This window comes from Caballeronia sp. NCF2 (assembly GCF_023631205.1).
In the GTDB taxonomy this organism is placed as follows: domain Bacteria; phylum Pseudomonadota; class Gammaproteobacteria; order Burkholderiales; family Burkholderiaceae; genus Caballeronia; species Caballeronia zhejiangensis.
In genome coordinates, this window is the sequence record NZ_JALQDN010000054.1 from 307,459 (window position 1) to 324,984 (window position 17,526).

Consider the following 17,526-nt stretch of genomic DNA (forward strand, 5'->3'; position numbering starts at 1 on the left):
AATGAAAGGAGACCTCGTGATGAGCAAGCACTCCAGAAATGGCGCGTCGCATTCTTCTGCTCTCGAAGGCGATGAACTTCGCCTCGTCGATGCGTGGTGGCGCGCGTGCAATTATCTTTCGGCAGGCATGATCTTTCTCGCCGATAACCCGCTGCTACGCGAACCGCTGAAGGCCGAACACGTCAAACACCGGCTGCTCGGGCACTGGGGCGCGAGTCCCGCACTGTCGTTCGTATGGGCGCATCTGAACCGCGTCATCAGGCGCGACGACATCGACGTGATCTTCATGGCCGGCCCCGGTCACGGCGCGCCCGGCGTGCTCGGTCCCGCGTATCTCGAAGGCACGTATTCGGAGGTCTATCCGGACAAGAGCGAAGATGCCGAAGGCATGCAGAAGTTCTTCAAGCAGTTTTCCTTTCCGGGGCATATCGGCTCGCATGTGACGCCCGAAACGCCGGGATCGATCCATGAAGGAGGCGAACTCGGCTATAGCCTTTCGCACGCTTATGGCGCGGCACTGGACAATCCGGAGTTGATCGTCGCGTGCGTCGTCGGCGACGGCGAAGCGGAAACCGGTCCGCTCGCAACGGCGTGGCACTCGAACAAGTTCATCAATCCCGCGCGCGATGGCGCGGTGCTGCCGATCCTCAATCTCAACGGCTATAAGATCGCGAATCCGACGATCCTCGCGCGCATCGGTCATGACGAGCTGGAGGCCTTGTTCGTCGGTTATGGTTATCGGCCTTATTTCGTCGAGGGATCGGATCACAACGAGATGCATAAGAAGATGGCGGAAACGCTCGATGCCGCGACCGCCGACATCCGCGCGATCTGGGACAAGGCGCGCAACGATGGCCATGTGAAACGGCCGCGCTGGCCGATGATCGTTTTGCGCACGCCGAAAGGCTGGACCGGTCCGAAGGAAATCAACGGACATAAGGTCGAAGGTTCATGGCGCGCCCATCAGGTGCCGTTCTCCGACGTGCATAACAATCCCGCGAATCTCGCCGTGCTCGAACGCTGGATGCAAAGCTATAAGCCCGAAGAACTCTTCGATGAAACCGGCCGCCTGCGTGAAGAGATCAGATCGATCGCGCCCGTTGGCACACGGCGCATGAGCGCGAATCCGCATGCGAATGGCGGCACGTTGCGCAAGGAACTCAAGCTGCCCGATTTCCGCGACTATGCCGTCGATGTCGGTCAGGCCGGCAAGCTCCTGCACGAAAATACCCGTCCGCTCGGCGCATTCCTGCGCGACGTCATGCGCTGCAACATGGACCGGTTCCGCGTGTTCGGCCCCGATGAAACGGCCTCGAATCGGCTTCAGGCGATCTATGAAGTCAGCAAGAAAGTCTGGATGGCCGACCTTCTGCCCGAAGACGAAGACGGCGGGGAGTTGTCCCGCGACGGCCGCGTGATGGAAATGCTTTCCGAGCACACATTGCTCGGCTGGCTCGAAGGTTATCTGCTTTCAGGGCGGCACGGTTTCTTCCACACGTACGAAGCGTTCGCGCATGTCATCGATTCGATGTTCAATCAACATGCGAAGTGGCTCGACATCTGCAAGAACCATGTGCCCTGGCGCGCATCGGTTTCGTCGGAAACGATTCTGCTTTCATCGACGGTATGGCGGCAGGATCACAACGGCTTCTCGCATCAGGACCCGGGCTTCATCGATCTCGTCACGAACAAGAGCCCTTCGGTCACGCGCGTGTATCTGCCGCCCGATGCCAACACACTGCTCGTCGTGGCCGATCAATGTCTGCGCTCGACCGACTGCATCAACATCATCGTCGCGGACAAGCAGAAGCATCTGCAATTCGCGACCATCGACGAAGCGATCGTTCATTGCGCCAAAGGCATCGGCATATGGCGGCGCGCGAGCACCGATGAAGGCGAGGAGCCCGACGTCGTGCTCGCCTCTTGCGGCGATGTCGCGACGCAAGAAGCGCTAGCCGCCGCGGCGATCCTGCGCGAGCAGTTGCCCGAATTGAAATTGCGCTTCGTGAACGTAGTCGATCTCTTCAAGATGCAGCCCGACACCGAGCATCCGCACGGATCGAGCGCGCGTGAATTCGATAGCCTCTTCACGCTCGACAAGCCTGTGATCTTCAACTTCCACGGTTATCCGTGGCTGATTCACAAGCTCGCTTATCGCTTTCACAATCACGAGAATCTGCACGTTCGCGGCTATAAGGAAAAAGGCAACATCAACACGCCGCTCGAACTGGCGATACTCAATCAGGTCGATCGTTTCAATCTCGTCATCGATGTGCTCGATCGCGTGCCGCGCCTGCAGGCAAGGACCGCGCACTTGAGGGAGGACATGAAGAACGCGATCATCCGTCACCTCGATTACGCGCATACGCACGGCACCGACAAGCCGGAAATCGCCGACTGGGTATGGCCCTTCTGAATCACGGAGATTCCTTGAGCACGCGAAGATCCGGCTGCACGGCGCCATCCGCTGCATGCCGGGTCTGAGCCTGCGAGCGTTCGTCGCTCTCCTTCGATGTCTGGATGCGCATCTGCGGCAACATCATCTCGATGCCCGCTTCATCCATCTTGAGTTTGAGCCTCGCATTGAAGGCGCGCGCGACGCTCCATTGCTGGAGCGGTTTCGTCTTGATCTGCCCTTTCACGACGATGCAGTTCGACTCGAAGCGATCGAGTCCCCACACTTCGACCGGCCCGATTATTTCGTTGCGAAAGCGAAAGTCGGCCATCATGTCGGCGCCCACTTCGTTGATCATGCGCGTGATGTCGTCGAGCTTCGCCGAGAACGGCACGCGCACTTCGAACACTGCATTCGCGAAATCCCGCGACAGGTTCTTCACGATCTTGATCTGCGAAAACGGAATCGTGTGAACCGCGCCTTGTCCGTCGCGCAGGCGCACCGTGCGGATCGTCAGGTCCATCACGGTGCCCGCGTGTCCGCCGTCGATGTCGATCCAGTCGCCGACCGAAATCGTCTCCTCGACGATGATGAACAGCCCCGTGATCAGATCGGTGACGAGCGATTTCGCGCCGAAGCCGACCGCCAGGCCGATCACGCCGGCGCCCGCGAGCAGCGGCGTCAGGTTGATGCCGAGACTCGCGCACGCGACGATGGCCGCGAGGCTCGCGACCGTCACGAAGATGCCATTGCGCACGAGCGGCAACATCGTGCGGGCGCGCACGCCGGGACTCAGCGCCTTGTTGCGCGAACTGTTCTGGCCGAGCGCTTCGAGTATCACGGTATCGAGCACGATCCAGATGAACCACGCGCCGAACACCGTCGCGACGACCGCGATCAGCGCGTGCCTGAAGCCGGGCGTCATCGCGCTGTGCCTGATGAGCCGCGCGATCGGTCCGCTCCATAGCTCGAGCTCGAAGCGCAGATAAGCCAGCCAGATCAACAATACGATCAGCGTGCATCCGAAGCGCAACAGGCGCGTGAGATGCGGCGCGCGGCGCTGCGCGCGCGTGTCGCGCCGGCGCGTCAAATGCAGCAGCAGCGCGGACGCGAACAGCGTAAGCACGAGCAGCGCCGCGCTCAATAACGACGGCCGCAGCACGTCGCCTTCCGCGCCGCGCCCGTCGATGATCGCGACCACCGATGCCACCGCGATCAGCAGTATCGGGATATGCCATAGCGACGCGAGGATATCGAGCGCTTCCGTCGCGAACTGATGATCGCGCCTGCGCGCATACGGCCGATTGCGGATCAGATGCGTCACGGGCCGCCGGTAAGCGAGCGCGAAATAGCCGCACAGCAACGCGGCGGCGAGCCCCGCGAAGGTCGAGATGATGCCCGCGAGATTGGGGCCGAGCTGCCGTGTGACATCGGCGTTGGCAGTGGCATCGCCGAGCGCGCCGGATGCGCCGATCGCAAAGAGCGGCCAGAGCGTGCGCGTCAGCAGTTGCTGCACGGCCACGCGCCGATGCGCCGTGCTGAACACCGAAAACACGATCATGCAGATGGCCGAGAAGATCGAGCCCGCGACGATCGCATAAGCAATGACGAGCCCGAGCGTGCGGCCGAGCGCATCGGGCATCGCGCGCACGAAGAGCAGCACCGCGATGAACGCGACCACCCACGGCCCCGTCTGACGCAGCGCGAACGCGAGCAATTGCGTCGATGTCGGATTCGGCGCGAGCGCGACGTCGCGGCCATAGCGCGCGAAGATGCGCCGCTGCACGCGGATCAGCAAGAACGCGCACAGGCCCCATCCCGCGAGCGTCGCGCCCATGCCGCTGACGATCCTGCCGAACGATTCGCCTTTCGCGCCCGTGACGACGGCCTGCAATTCGCCCGCGGCCGCACTGCCGCGCGCGGTCCAAAAACGCATCGGCGTGAGCCCTTCGCTGAGATTCGTTTCGACGGATGCAATGCCCGATGCGATCGCGCCAAGAAGATCGGCATTGGCAGGCGCGGGCGTGGCGGGCGCGGCGCTCTGCGTCGCATCGCGTAACGCTTTCAATTGCGTGACGAGCGCGCTGCGTTGCGCGTCGTTGTCGAGCGTGCCGATGAGGCTGTTCAGCGAACGCACCATTTCGGCCTGACTCGCGGACGACGGCGCGGACGCCGCGGTCGCATCGGCGGGCGTCTGCGGCGCGATGAACTTCTGCATCGCACCGGTCAGCGGCGCGGCCATCGCCGGAAACACGCACGCACATCCGATCAAGACACCGAGTGCCATCAGGACACGCCTCGCATCGATGTGCCGCGTGAATGCGCTCATGGAGTCGCCCTCCAGGATCATCGCCGTTGCGCGAGATCGCGAACGGCTCTCGCGCAAAGATTAGCGTATCGAATTCAGGCGTGCCATCAGGCTGTCCTATTCGGCGGCGCCGCTCAGCACGACACGCCGGAAGAATTGCGCGAGGACGTCCTCGGCGAATTGCGCCGGCACCGACTGCGGGTCCGACGAATAGAAGAACTGCACGCCGTCGCACAGCGCGATGAGGCCGAGCGCCATCTGTTCGGGCGGCATGGTGAGCGGCGTGCCCACGCGTTCGGAAAAAGCGCGGATGTAATCGGTCGTGGTCTGACGCAGTTCGCGCATCAGCGCATTGAAGCTCGCGCGGAACCTCGCGTCGCGGCTCGCGTGCAGCTTCGCTTCGACCCACAGAAGAAAGCACGCGTTGTTCTGATAGCACTCGCTGTAGTACTGCAGCACGCGCGCTTCCATGTCGGCGCGCGACGCCTCGCCATCTTCGAAAATCGTGGAGAGGCGCTGCATGATCGTGTCGTGATCGCGCTTGAGCACTTCGAGCAGCAACTCGGCCTTGCTAGAAAAGTTCGAATAGAACGCACCGCGCGTGTAGCCCGCGTCGGCGGCTACATCTTCGACGCTCGATGCGCCGAATCCTTTCTTCGTGAAAACCGCTTGCGCAGCGTCGAGCAGACGCTGACGCGTCTGGTCACGGCTCTGCTCGCGGGTGAGACGGACTGGTTTCATGCGCGCAGTGTAGCACCGCAGGGCTTACGAATCCGTCTTTGCATTCAGATACAAGTGTGTATTAGAATTCACTTCGTATTTGCGTCCGGGTCGTCGAAACCCTTGCCGGACGGGGCTTTCAGGTCGATGCATCAATCCGCCCCATTCAGGCTCGTTTCTCGAAATTGCTGCCGGACAGCCCCGGACAACCCATTTCCCCTGCTTTGCCCACGAGCGGCGCGTCACGTCTTCGCGGCGCGCGGCACCATGCCCTTGCGGGCGCCGAGGTTCCTGTGAAGCTCTTGCACTCACCCGCGTCGGTCGTGGCGCGCGCGGCATTCGTCCCGATCGTCTGTGTTGCGCTCGTCGCCTGCAAGCGGCATGAAGCGCCTGCGCCCGCACCGCGTCCGGTCGTCGCCGTCGCGGCACAAGCCGACGGCCACGCGACCGCGTCGAGCCTGCCCGGTCAGGTGCAATCGCGTTATTCGACGCCGCTCTCGTTTCGCATCAACGGCAAGATTCTCGAACGGCGCGTGCGCCTCGGCGATAGCGTGAAGGCGGGGCAAGTCGTCGCCCGGCTCGATCCCGCCGATGCCGAGAAGAACAGTGCCAGCGCCCGCGCGCAGCTCGATGCGGCCGAGCATCAGCTCGTCTATGCAAAGCAGCAACTCGATCGCGATCGCGCGCAGGCCGCCGAAAATCTCATCGCGCCCGCGCAGCTCGAACAGACGCAGAACGCGTATGCGTCGGCGCTCGCGCAGCGCAATCAGGCGCAGCAGCAAGCGGGGCTCTCCGCCGATCAACTGCGCTACGCGACGCTCGCCGCCGATCACGCGGGCGTCATCACCGCAGAGCAAGCCGACACCGGCCAGAACGTCACGGCGGGCCAGGCCGTTTATACGCTTGCATGGAGCGGCGATATCGACGTGATCTGCGACGTGCCCGAAGCCGCGCTCGCCGCGTTCGCCGTCGGACGCGAAGCGAACGTGAAGCTCGCCGCACTGCCCGGCAAGACCTTCAAGGCGCGCGTGCGCGAACTGTCGCCCGCCGCCGACACGCAAAGCCGCACCTGGCGCGCGAAGCTCACGCTCGAAGCGCCGACGCCCGATGTGCGGCTCGGCATGACGGCGGACATCGCGTTCGCGGCAGCCAGCGACGCGAAAGGCGCGTTCACGATTCCATCGACGGCGCTCTTTCACGACAACGGCCATCCCGCCGTGTGGATCGTGAAGCAACCGGGCGATGCGCTCGAACTGCGGCGCGTCGAAGTCGCGCGCTATGGCGAGCGCACGGTGACGCTCGCGGGCGGCATCGCGGCGGGCGAGCGCATCGTGTGGCAAGGCGTGCATACGGTGTCCGCGGGCGAGAAAGTGCGCGTCGTCGCGCCGCTGCATCCCGAGGACTTCGCGTCATGAGCGATACACGCGAAGACAACGACGCCTATCGCCACGAAGAAGGCCGCTTCAATCTCTCCGCGTGGGCGCTGCGGCATCGCGCGCTCGTCGTGTTTCTCATCGCGATGGCGACGATCTTCGGCATCCTCGCGTACACGCGGCTCGCGCAGTCCGAAGACCCGCCTTTCACGTTCCGCGTGATGGTGATCCGCACGTTCTGGCCCGGCGCGACCGCGCGACAGGTGCAGGAGGAAGTGACCGACCGCATCGCGCGCAAGCTGCAGGAAACGCCCTACACGGATTTCATGCGCAGCTATTCGCGTCCCGGCGAATCGCTGATCTTCTTTCAGATGAAAGATTCCGCGCCCGCGAAAGACGTGCCCGAGGAGTGGTATCAGATCCGCAAGAAAGTGGGCGATATCGCCGCGACCTTGCCGCCCGGCACGCAAGGCCCTTTCTTCAACGACGAGTTCGGCGATGTCTACACCAACATCTACGCGCTCGAAGGCGACGGCTTCTCGCCCGCGCAACTGCACGATTACGCCGATTCGCTGCGCACGGTTCTGTTGCGCGTGCCGGGCGTCGCGAAAGTCGATTACTTCAGCGATCAGGAAGAGCGCATCTATGTCGAGATCCCCAATACGACGCTCACGCGTCTGAACATCTCGCCGCAGCAGATCGCGCAGGCCATCGACGGACAGAACGCCGTGTCGAGCGCGGGCGTGCTGACCACGCCGAACGATCGCGTATTCGTGCGTCCGAGCGGCCAGTTCAAGAGCGTGGACGCGCTCGCCGATACGCTCATCAACGTGAACGGGCGTTCGTTCCGGCTCGGCGATATCGCGACGATCAAGCGCGGCTACATCGATCCGCCCGTCACGCAGATGCGTTCGGCGGCCGTGCCCGTGCTCGGCATCGGCATCACGATGCAGCCGGGCGAAGACGTCGTGCGTCTCGGCAAATCGCTCGATGAAACGATGATCAAGTTGCGTGCGCAACTACCCGCGGGTTTGAAGCTGACGGAAGTGTCGAGCATGCCGCGAGCGGTTTCGCATTCCGTCGACGACTTTCTCGAAGCGGTCGCCGAAGCGGTCGTCATCGTGCTGATCGTGAGCCTCGTATCGCTCGGCGTGCGAACGGGCATGGTCGTCGTGATCTCGATTCCCATCGTGCTCGCCGTCACCGCGCTCTTCATGTATTTCTTCGATATCGGCTTGCACAAGGTTTCGCTCGGCACGCTGATTCTCGCATTGGGTCTGCTCGTCGACGACGCGATCATCGCCGTCGAGATGATGGCCGTGAAGCTCGAACAAGGCTGGAACCGCACGCGCGCCGCCGCGTTCGCCTACACGAGCACGGCGTTTCCCATGCTGACCGGCACGCTCGTCACCGTCGCGGGCTTTCTGCCGATCGCGCTCGCGAAGTCGAGTACCGGCGAGTACACGCGTTCGATCTTCGAAGTATCGGCGATCGCGTTGATCGCATCGTGGCTCGCGGCGGTCGTGCTGATTCCGCTGCTCGGCTACAAGCTGCTTCCCGAGCGCAAGAAAGAAGCGCATCTGCCCGACGATCACGAACACGATATCTACGACACGAAGTTCTACGGACGCCTGCGCCGATGGGTCGGCTGGTGCGTGAAGCGGCGCTTCGTCGTGCTCGCAGTCACGGTCGTGCTCTTCGTCATCGCGATGGCCGGCTTCACGCTCGTGCCGCAGCAGTTCTTCCCGAGCTCGGATCGACCCGAACTTCTGATCGACGTGAGATTGCAGGAAGGCGCATCGTTCGAAGCGACCCTGCGCGAAGCGAAGCGTCTCGAAGAAGCGTTGAAGGGCCGCGATGAAATCGATCATGTGGTGAGCTTCGTCGGCACCGGCGCGCCGCGTTTTTATCTGCCGCTCGATCAGCAATTGCCGACGCCCAACTTCGCGCAGTTCGTCGTCACCGCGAAGTCGGTCGAAGCGCGCGAGCAGCTCGCGCGCTGGCTCGATCCGATGTTGCGCGAGCGCTTCCCCGCCGTGCGTACGCGCCTGTCGCGTCTGGAGAATGGTCCGCCTGTCGGCTATCCGGTGCAGTTTCGCGTGAGCGGCGACGATATCGGCACGGTGCGTCATATCGCGGAACAAGTAGCCGGCGACATGCGCGCCGACTCGCGCACGACGAATGTGCAGTTCGACTGGGACGAGCCATCGGAGCGCTCGGTGCGCTTCGAGATCGATCAACAGAAGGCGCGCGATGCGGGCGTCACGTCGCAGGACATATCGAGCTTTCTCGCGATGACGCTGACCGGCACGACCGTCACGCAGTATCGCGAGCGCGACAAGCTCATCAGCGTCGACTTGCGCGCGCCGCGCGCCGAGCGTGTGGATCCTTCGCGGCTCGCGACGATCGCGATGCCGACGCCGCACGGACCGGTGCCGCTGGGGGCGCTCGGCCGCGTCGTCGATACGCTCGAATACGGCGTGATCTGGGAACGCGACCGCCAGCCGACCATCACCGTGCAATCGGATGTGAAGGGCGACGCGCAAGGCATCGACGTGACGCACGCCATCGACGAGAAGCTCGACGAGATTCGCCGCGCGTTGCCCGTGGGTTATCGCGTGGAAGTGGGCGGATCGGTGGAGGAAAGCGGCAAGGGTCAGGCGTCGATCAACGCGCAGATGCCGGTGATGGTGATCGTGGTGCTCACGCTGCTGATGATTCAATTGCAGAGCTTCTCGCGCGTGATGATGGTCGTGCTCACCGCGCCGCTCGGACTCATCGGCGTGGTCGTCACGCTGCTCGCATTCGGCAAGCCGTTCGGCTTCGTCGCGATGCTCGGCGTCATAGCGATGTTCGGCATCATCATGCGCAACTCGGTGATTCTCGTCGATCAGATCGAGCAGGACATCGCGTCGGGGCACAAGCGATTCGATGCGATCATCGGCGCGACGGTGCGGCGCTTCCGCCCTATCACGCTGACCGCAGCCGCCGCCGTGCTCGCGCTGATTCCGCTTCTGCGCAGCAACTTCTTCGGCCCGATGGCCACCGCGCTCATGGGCGGCATCACGAGCGCGACCGTGCTCACGCTTTTCTATCTGCCCGCGCTCTATGCCGCGTGGTTTCGCGTGAAGCTCGACGAACGCGAAGGAGCATCGTCATGAATCGCCGGCTATTGATGACTTGCGCGTGCGTCGCGTTGAATGCGTGCGCGCTCGGCCCCGATGGCAAGCCGCCCGCGATGCCGCAGCCCGCGCATTACGGCGCCGAAACGCAAGTGCAGGCGAGCGTGAGCGCAGAAGGCGCGTCGCAACGTTTCGATGTGGGCGCGAAGCCCGTGCCCGAATGGTGGAAGCGCTATCGGTCGGATACGCTGAATGCACTCGTCGATGAAGGCTTGCGCGCGAGCCCGAATCTCGCGGCAGCCGACAAGAGCCTCGTCGCGGCGCGCGAACAGTTGCGCGCGCAAGTGGGTTCGTCGCTGTTGCCGCAGATCGATGCGGGCGGACAAGCGACGCGGCAACGCGGCTTCGGCATTCCGCAGGGCGGCCCGCCGACCGTGCTCTACAACCTCTTCGTCGGGCAGATTCAGGCGCAATACACGTTCGATCTCTTCGGCGCGGCGCGCTATGCGAATGCATCGCTTGCCGCGCAGGTCGACCAACAGGCCTTTCAACTCGATGCCGCGCGCCGTGCGCTTGCTGCGAACATCGTGACGGGTGCGATCGGCGCGGCCGCGTTGCATGCGCAGATCGACGTGACGACGCGTCTCGTCGCGCTAGCCAACGACGACGCGCACGATGCCGAACGCCGCTACGCGCTCGGCTCCGCATCGCGCGCCGACATGCTCGCCGCACAGCAGAACGCGGCGTCGCTCGCATCGCAATTGCCGGGCTTGCGCGCGCAATGGCTTGCGACCCGCCACGCGCTCGCCGTCCTGCTCGGACGCACGCCCGATCAGGCGCCCGACGATCTCGATCTCGCGAGCCTCGCCGTGCCGTCCGATGTGCCGGTCGTGCTGCCGTCGGAATTGCTGCAGACGCGCCCCGACATCCAGGCCGCCGATTCGGCGTTGAAGGCGTCGGCGGCGCAAGTCGGCGTCGCGACGGCGCAGTTGTTTCCGAGCTTGTCGATATCGGCATCGATGGGCAAAGGCGGCTTCGACTGGCCGACCGCGCTCTCGGGCGCGGGCGCGTTGTGGAGCGTGGGCGCATCCCTGTCGCAGCCGATCTTTCATGGCGGCGCGCTGCTCGCGCAACGGCGCGCGGCCATCGCCACGTATGAGGCCGCCGTCGCGCAGTACAAGCAGACCGTGCTCGCGGCGTTTCAGAACGTCGCGAACACGCTGGCGTCGCTCGAAACGGACAGCGAAACGCTCGCCTTCGCCGATCGCGCGAGCAACGCGGCACGCGATGCATCGGCGGATGCGGCTGCGCGCGTGCGTCTCGGCGCGATCCCGCCTCGCGCGGCGCGCGGCAGCGAGCAGCAGTATCTCAACGCGCGGCTTGCGACGATCCGCGCGAGCAGCGCGCGTCTGAGCGATACCGCCGCGCTCTTTCAGGCGATGGGTTCGCCGGTTGCGCCGGAAGCATCGGTCGTGCAAACGCGATGTTCGGACGATCAGTCGGAGAGACCTCGCAACGTTTGCTGCGGCGCGGCCGAAGGCGCGGGCGAACGTTGCGCGAGCCAGCGATAGGTGAGCGTCGCGCCCGCTATCGCAATCGCCGACGGAATCAGGAAGTCGTGATCGAAACGCGTGAATTCGAGCATCAGCACGAGCGCGGTCAGCGGCATCTGCATCGCCGCGCCGAGAAACGCACCCGCGCCGATGACCGCGAACGCGCCGAGCGGCGTGCCCGGCCAGATGCCGTTCCACAGACTGCCGAGCACGATGGCGAGCAGCGCGCCGTTGGTGAGGCCCGGCGTGAGCAGGCCGCCTTGCGCGCCCGCGCGCAGCGAGCTCACTTCGATCGTTACCTTCAGGACGAGCAGCACGCCCGCGAGCGCGAAGCTCACGTGATCTTCGAAGGAAAGACCGGCCGGACCTTTGCCGTTTCCCGCGAGCTGCGGGTAATACATGACCAGCGCGCCGACTAGCGCGAAATTCGCGATCGTCAGCACAGGCAACGTCTTGCCGCGTGGCGCGTTTTCGCGTGCGGCGCTCGTGAGCTTCGCGAAAAGACGCGCGGCCGCCCCGAAAACCGGCGCCATGACAACGGCCCACGCGAGCAGTTGCGCGTTCAGCGTGAAGTCCGGCAGATGATACTGATGCCCGTCGCCGAGCCCGATCCACGCGACCATTGCCGCGATCGACGACGTCACGAACGCCGCCGCGATGATCGCGCCATCGAACGTGCAGAGCAGCACTTCCAGCACGAACACGGCGCCGCCGAGCGGCACGTTATAGACGGCGGCGAGCCCCGCGCCCGCGCCGCACGCGACCATGATGCGCGATTGCGCGGGCGTGAGTCCCGCGTAGTGCGCGAGCCAGCCGGACCATAACGCGCCGATTTCGCGCGGCGCGACTTCGCGGCCGAGCGGCGAGCCCATCGCGACCGTGACGATCTGCAGGAGCGCATGCGCGATCGTGCTGCCGGTCGGCATGCGCGGATCGTCGGCCTTGACGGCCTTCGCGATGCTGACGAGCGGTTTGCCGAAGCGATGCACGCACCACCAGCCGACGCCCGCGACGACACCGCAAAGCGTCAGCACGATGAAGCGCCGCGCGGGCGACGCAGCCGATATGCCTTCGAGAAAGCTTTCGCCGCTGGTGAACGCATCGAGGCTGTAGCCGAACGCGACGTGCTGGATCAGATGCAGCAAGAGCGCCAGCGACATGCCGCCGAGACCCGCGCCCAGACCGACGAGCACGGTAACGACGATGAGCTTCGCGCTTGCGTTCGACGAGGGCATCGCAGTCACCGTTGGGGGAAAACGTACAGCTTAATCCCAAGTCCCCCAGTTGCTCTTCGCGCTGCGCACGCAGTTTCGAATACGAACGATGCTAGTTCTTGTCCGCCACGACCTGATCGAACGTGCCGCCATCGGCGAAATGCGTCTGCTGCGCCTTCTGCCAGCTTCCGAACATCTGCTCGACGGTGAAGGTTTTCAGCGGCTTGAACTCGCTCGCGTGTTTTGCAAGCACGTCGGCGTTGCGCGGACGCAGATGATGCTGCGCGATGATTTCCTGCGCGGCAGGCGTGAACAGAAAGTCGAGATACGCCTGCGCTTCCTTGCGCGTGCCGCGCTTGTCCACGACCTTGTCGACGATCGACACAGGCGGTTCCGCGAGCAGACTCACCGACGGATACACCGCCTCGAAGTCCTTCGCGCCCGGTCCCGCGCTCATCAGGCCGACTTCGTTTTCGAAGGTGACGAGCACATCGCCGATGCCGCGCTGCGTGAAGGTCGTCGTCGCGCCGCGCCCGCCCGTATCGAGCACGGGCACGTTCTTGAAGACGGCTTTCTCGAAGTCTTGCGCCTGCGCGTCGCTTGCGCCTTGCTGCTTCTTGAAGCCCCATGCCGCGAGATACGCATAGCGTCCGTTGCCCGATGTCTTCGGATTCGCAATCACCACTTGCACGCCGGGCCGCGCGAGATCGCTCCAGTCCTTGATGTTCTTCGGATTGCCCTTGTGGACGAGGAAAACCATCGTCGTCGTGTAGGGCGCGCTCACGTCCGGCAGACGGCTGCGCCAGTTCGCGGGCACGAGCTGACCGCGCTCCGCGAGCAAGTCGATGTCGTTGGGTTGATTCATCGTGACGACATCGGCCTGCAAACCTTGCGTCACCGACAACGCCTGCGCGCTCGATGCGCCATGCGACTGCCGCACCGATACCGTCGCGCCCGACTTCTTTTTGTAGTCCGCGACGAAGGCCGCGTCGATATCCTTGTACAGCTCGCGCGTCACGTCGTACGAGACGTTGAGCAGCGTCGTGTCCGCATGCGCGAAGCTCGCCGCGATGCCGAGTGCAACCGTAACGATCAGCTTCTTGTGAACTGCCATTTTCTCTCCAAAGACAAGGGGTTTGTCTACCGCACAACAGACAAAGGCCGCCCGAGGGCGGCCATGCATGCATTGAACGAATTCAGACAGCGGGGTCAACCATACGCGCGCTGTTCCTCCTCTTCGTATTCGGGCGACGCGCGGCGGGCGAGCGTTTCGACGAAATGCTTCGCGAGCGGCCACGGCCCAAATCCCGCCGATGTATTGATATGCCCCGCATCGCCGAGATTGACGAACGCGCTGTTCCAGCGCTGCGCGAGCGTGCGCGCGTCGTCGAGCGGCATCCACGGATCGGTCTCGCTGCCGACGACGAGCGACAGCGTATCGAGCCTGCGCGCGTTGAACGCGCCCGCGAAACGGAACTTCGCCGGGCTCGCGGGCGCGACGAACAGCACGCCCTTCACGTTCGGCAAGTATGCGTGACTCAGCGCATGTCCCGTGGCAAGACAGCCGAAGCTATGCGCCGCGATGACGACAGGACCGTCGATGCCCGCGAGGACGTCGAGGACGGCATCGCTCCAGATCGCGAGATTCGGCGTGCTCCAGTCGCGTTGCTCGACGCGCCGCGTGCCGGGCATCTCGCGTTCGAGCCAACTCTGCCAGTGCGCGTCCTCGCTGCCGTGCAAGCCGGGCACCGTGACGAGCGTGACCGCGTTTCCTGCGTTTCGTGCATCGGGCGCGTTACGATGATTCATCTTCGATCCTCGCTGGACTCGAACTGGACAGGTTCCATTCTCGTGCAGCGCGCAGCGGGCGCTAACCAATATTTCGTCATTTGTTTATGGCGATGCCGCCGGGGCGCGCCGCTATAATCGCAGCTCGAAGCGCCCGCCTTCCTTCCCCTTCCCGCTCTCATGCCGACCCGTCGCCCTTCCGTTTCGCTCGATTCGCACGTACCGCTCTACACGCAGATCAAGGACGTGCTGCGCTCCGGCATTCTCGATGGCCGCTATCCGCCGATGAGCCGCATGCCCTCGGAAAGCGAGCTAATGACGATGTTCGACGTGAGCCGCATCACGATCCGCCAGGCGCTCGGCGACCTGCAAAAGGAAGGGTTGATCTTCAAGGTCCACGGCAAGGGCTCGTTCGTATCGCAACCGAAGGCGTTTCAGAACGTGACGTCGCTGCAGGGTTTCGCCGAGGCGATGTCGGAGAGCGGACACGAGATCATCAATCGCGTCGTGCAGATGCGCGTCGTGGCCGCGCCGCCCGAAGTCGCCGCGCAACTCGCGCTTGCCGAAGGCAGCAGCGTCGCCGAGATTCATCGCGTGCGCCTGCTCAATCGCGCGCCCGTTTCGTACGAAGTGACGTTCCTGCCCGAAGCCATCGGCAAACGCCTGAAGCGCGCGGAGCTCGCCACGCGCGATATCTTCCTGATGCTCGAAAACGACTGCGCCGTGCCGCTCGGTCACGCCGATCTGGCGATCGACGCCATCGCCGCCGCGCCCGACATCGCGGATGCGCTCGACGTGAAAAAAGGCGCACCGCTTCTGCGCATCGAGCGCCTCACGCACGATGCCGGCGGCAAGCCCATCGACTTCGAATACCTCTATTTCCGAGGCGATACGTTCCAGTATCGGCTGCGCATCGATCGCGAACGGACCTCGCCCGCCGCATCGCGCGTTATTCGAAGCAGGCACAAGCAAAGCAAAAACAATTGATTCCCTCGCGGTTCGCGCACTTCTAGAATCTGGTCCTGACTTGTCATAACAAGCGGCGAAACCAGATCATGCAGACCCACGAACTCGAATACGACATCGTCGTCGTTGGCGGCGGCACGGCTGGGCCGATGGCCGCCGTCAAGGCGAAACAGCGCGACCCGAATCTGCGCGTGCTGCTCATCGACAAGGCGCACGTGAAACGCAGCGGCGCGATCTCGATGGGCATGGACGGCCTGAACAACGCGATCATTCCCGGCCACGCGACGCCCGAGCAGTACACGAAGGAAATCACCGTGGCCAACGACGGCATCGTCAATCAGGCCACGATTTATGCGTATGCGCGCCACAGCTTCACGACCATCGAGGAGCTCGATCGCTGGGGCGTGAAGTTCGAGAAGGACCATACCGGCGACTATGCCGTGCGCAAGGTGCATCACATGGGCGCGTATGTCTTGCCGATGCCCGAAGGTCACGACGTAAAGAAGGTGCTGTACCGGCAATTGAAGCGTGCGCGCGTGGAGATCACGAATCGCGTCGTCGCCACGCGTCTTCTGAATGGCCCGAATGGCGAGATCGCGGGCGTCATGGGCTTCGATTGCCGCACCGCCGACTTCTACGTGATCCGCGCGAAAGCGGTCATTCTCTGCTGCGGCGCGGCCGGCAGATTGGGCCTGCCCGCATCGGGCTATCTGATGGGCACGTACGAGAATCCGACCAACGCCGGCGACGGTTACGCGATGGCGTACCACGCAGGCGCGGAACTCGCCAATCTCGAATGCTTCCAGATCAATCCGCTCATCAAGGATTACAACGGCCCGGCATGCGCGTATGTGACGGGACCGCTCGGCGGTTATACGGCGAATGGCAAGGGCGAGCGCTTCATCGAATGCGATTACTGGAGCGGGCAAATGATGTGGGAGTTCTATCAGGAACTCCAGAGCGGCAACGGGCCGGTGTTTCTCAAGCTCGATCATCTCGCGGAAGAAACGATTCAAACGATCGAAACGATCCTGCACACCAACGAGCGGCCGAGCCGTGGGCGCTTTCATGCGCGGCGCGGTAACGACTATCGCTCGCGCATGATCGAGATGCACATCTCGGAGATCGGCCTGTGCAGCGGACACAGCGCATCGGGCGTATGGGTCGACGAGCACGCGCGCACTTCGGTGCAAGGGCTTTACGCGGCGGGCGACATGGCCGCCGTGCCGCACAACTACATGCTCGGCGCGTTCACTTACGGATGGTTCGCCGGTGAAGATGCCGCCGCGCATGTCGCCGGCCGCGCGCTGCCCGCGCTCGACGCATCGCAGATCGAACATGAGCGTGCCCGCATCTTTGCGCCGCTGTCGCGCGAACATGGCCTGCCGCCCGCGCAAGTCGAATACAAGCTGCGCCGCTTCGTGAACGACTATCTACAGCCGCCGAAAGTCACGCGTCGCATGGAGATCGGCCTGCAACGCTTCGCGGAGATTCGCGAGGACGTCGAGCGTCTCGGCGCCGCCGATCCGCACGAGCTGATGCGCGCCGCTGAAGTCGCCGCGATCCTCGATTGCGCGGAAATGGCCGCGCGCGCGTCGCTGTATCGCACGGAGAGCCGCTGGGGCCTTTATCACCATCGCGTCGATTTTCCTGAGCGCAACGATGACGAATGGTTCTGCCACGCGCATCTGAAGAAGGACGCATCGGGACGCATGACGTCCTTCAAGAAACCCGTGGAACCGTACGTGGTTCCCGTCGACGAGTCCGAGCGCGGCGCGTATTCGCGTCTGCGCGTGGCTCGCACGTCGCAGCCCGTCGCTGCATAGGAGAGAGAACATGGCACTCGTGCCCCGCGAAGCGCGCCAGCGCTCGAGCCTTCCCGTGATGATCGACGAAGACAAGTGCATCGCCGACAAGGGTTGCACGGTCTGCATCGATGTCTGTCCGATGGACCTGCTCGCAATCGATCCCGACACCGGCAAAGCCTTCATGAAGTTCGACGAATGCTGGTACTGCATGCCCTGCGAACGCGATTGCCCGACCAATGCCGTGCATGTCGACATTCCCTATCTTCTTCGATGATGACG

12 protein-coding genes are annotated in these 17,526 nt (G+C 63.8%); 7 read left to right on the top strand and 5 right to left on the bottom strand.

Annotated features, from left to right (window positions below; genetic code table 11):
* Positions 1–19 precede the first annotated feature (19 nt).
* Entirely contained in the window at positions 20–2,416 is a 2,397-nt protein-coding gene (locus NCS02_RS19095) for a phosphoketolase family protein (RefSeq protein WP_008352857.1), read from the top strand.
* A gap of 1 nt (position 2,417) precedes the next feature.
* On the opposite strand, the gene NCS02_RS19100 is transcribed toward NCS02_RS19095, so the two are convergent.
* Both NCS02_RS19100 and NCS02_RS19105 read right to left on the bottom strand, forming a co-directional pair.
* Complete coding sequence (locus NCS02_RS19100; RefSeq protein WP_502800888.1) at positions 2,418–4,682, bottom strand: mechanosensitive ion channel family protein; 2,265 nt, start codon at positions 4,680–4,682, stop codon at positions 2,418–2,420.
* A 138-nt stretch (positions 4,683–4,820) separates the two neighbouring features.
* A complete protein-coding gene (locus NCS02_RS19105; protein WP_008352853.1) occupies positions 4,821–5,444 on the bottom strand; it encodes a TetR/AcrR family transcriptional regulator in 624 nt (207 codons plus the stop codon).
* Between the two features lie 272 nt (positions 5,445–5,716).
* Between NCS02_RS19105 and NCS02_RS19110 the strand changes: the two genes are divergently transcribed.
* Genes NCS02_RS19110 through NCS02_RS19120 form a run of 3 tightly spaced genes read left to right on the top strand, consistent with a single transcriptional unit; the run spans position 5,717 to position 11,489 of the window.
* On the top strand, positions 5,717–6,838 hold the full coding sequence (locus tag NCS02_RS19110) for an efflux RND transporter periplasmic adaptor subunit (protein WP_175979529.1): 1,122 nt from the start codon (positions 5,717–5,719) through the stop codon (positions 6,836–6,838).
* The gene (locus tag NCS02_RS19115; protein ID WP_250503102.1) at positions 6,835–9,957 is read left to right on the top strand and encodes an efflux RND transporter permease subunit; all 3,123 of its coding nucleotides are present in this window, start codon (positions 6,835–6,837) and stop codon (positions 9,955–9,957) included. Before NCS02_RS19110 ends, NCS02_RS19115 begins: the two co-directional genes overlap by 4 nt.
* Positions 9,954–11,489 (top strand): efflux transporter outer membrane subunit, encoded by a 1,536-nt coding sequence (locus NCS02_RS19120; RefSeq protein ID WP_250458026.1) that lies wholly within the window; start codon positions 9,954–9,956, stop codon positions 11,487–11,489. The genes NCS02_RS19115 and NCS02_RS19120 overlap by 4 nt, the downstream gene beginning before the upstream one ends.
* Here NCS02_RS19120 and NCS02_RS19125 read toward each other — a convergent pair.
* The 3 genes from NCS02_RS19125 to NCS02_RS19135 form a co-directional block, all read right to left on the bottom strand.
* Positions 11,414–12,706 (bottom strand): chloride channel protein, encoded by a 1,293-nt coding sequence (locus tag NCS02_RS19125; RefSeq protein WP_250519926.1) that lies wholly within the window; start codon positions 12,704–12,706, stop codon positions 11,414–11,416. The two genes, NCS02_RS19120 and NCS02_RS19125, sit on opposite strands and share 76 nt — an antisense overlap.
* A gap of 91 nt (positions 12,707–12,797) precedes the next feature.
* The gene (locus tag NCS02_RS19130) at positions 12,798–13,799 is read right to left on the bottom strand and encodes a sulfate ABC transporter substrate-binding protein (RefSeq protein WP_250519927.1); all 1,002 of its coding nucleotides are present in this window, start codon (positions 13,797–13,799) and stop codon (positions 12,798–12,800) included.
* Between the two features lie 95 nt (positions 13,800–13,894).
* Complete coding sequence (locus NCS02_RS19135) at positions 13,895–14,494, bottom strand: RBBP9/YdeN family alpha/beta hydrolase (protein WP_250436067.1); 600 nt, start codon at positions 14,492–14,494, stop codon at positions 13,895–13,897.
* Between the two features lie 159 nt (positions 14,495–14,653).
* On the opposite strand from NCS02_RS19135, the gene NCS02_RS19140 reads away from it, so the two are divergent.
* The 3 genes from NCS02_RS19140 to NCS02_RS19150 all read left to right on the top strand — a co-directional run bounded on the left by NCS02_RS19140 (position 14,654) and on the right by NCS02_RS19150 (position 17,521).
* Positions 14,654–15,460 (top strand): GntR family transcriptional regulator, encoded by an 807-nt coding sequence (locus NCS02_RS19140; RefSeq protein ID WP_250436068.1) that lies wholly within the window; start codon positions 14,654–14,656, stop codon positions 15,458–15,460.
* Positions 15,461–15,528: 68 nt separating this feature from the next.
* A complete protein-coding gene (locus tag NCS02_RS19145) occupies positions 15,529–17,265 on the top strand; it encodes a fumarate reductase/succinate dehydrogenase flavoprotein subunit (protein ID WP_250458028.1) in 1,737 nt (578 codons plus the stop codon).
* Positions 17,266–17,275: 10 nt separating this feature from the next.
* The gene (locus NCS02_RS19150; RefSeq protein WP_008352838.1) at positions 17,276–17,521 is read left to right on the top strand and encodes a 4Fe-4S dicluster domain-containing protein; all 246 of its coding nucleotides are present in this window, start codon (positions 17,276–17,278) and stop codon (positions 17,519–17,521) included.
* Positions 17,522–17,526: the final 5 nt, after the last annotated feature.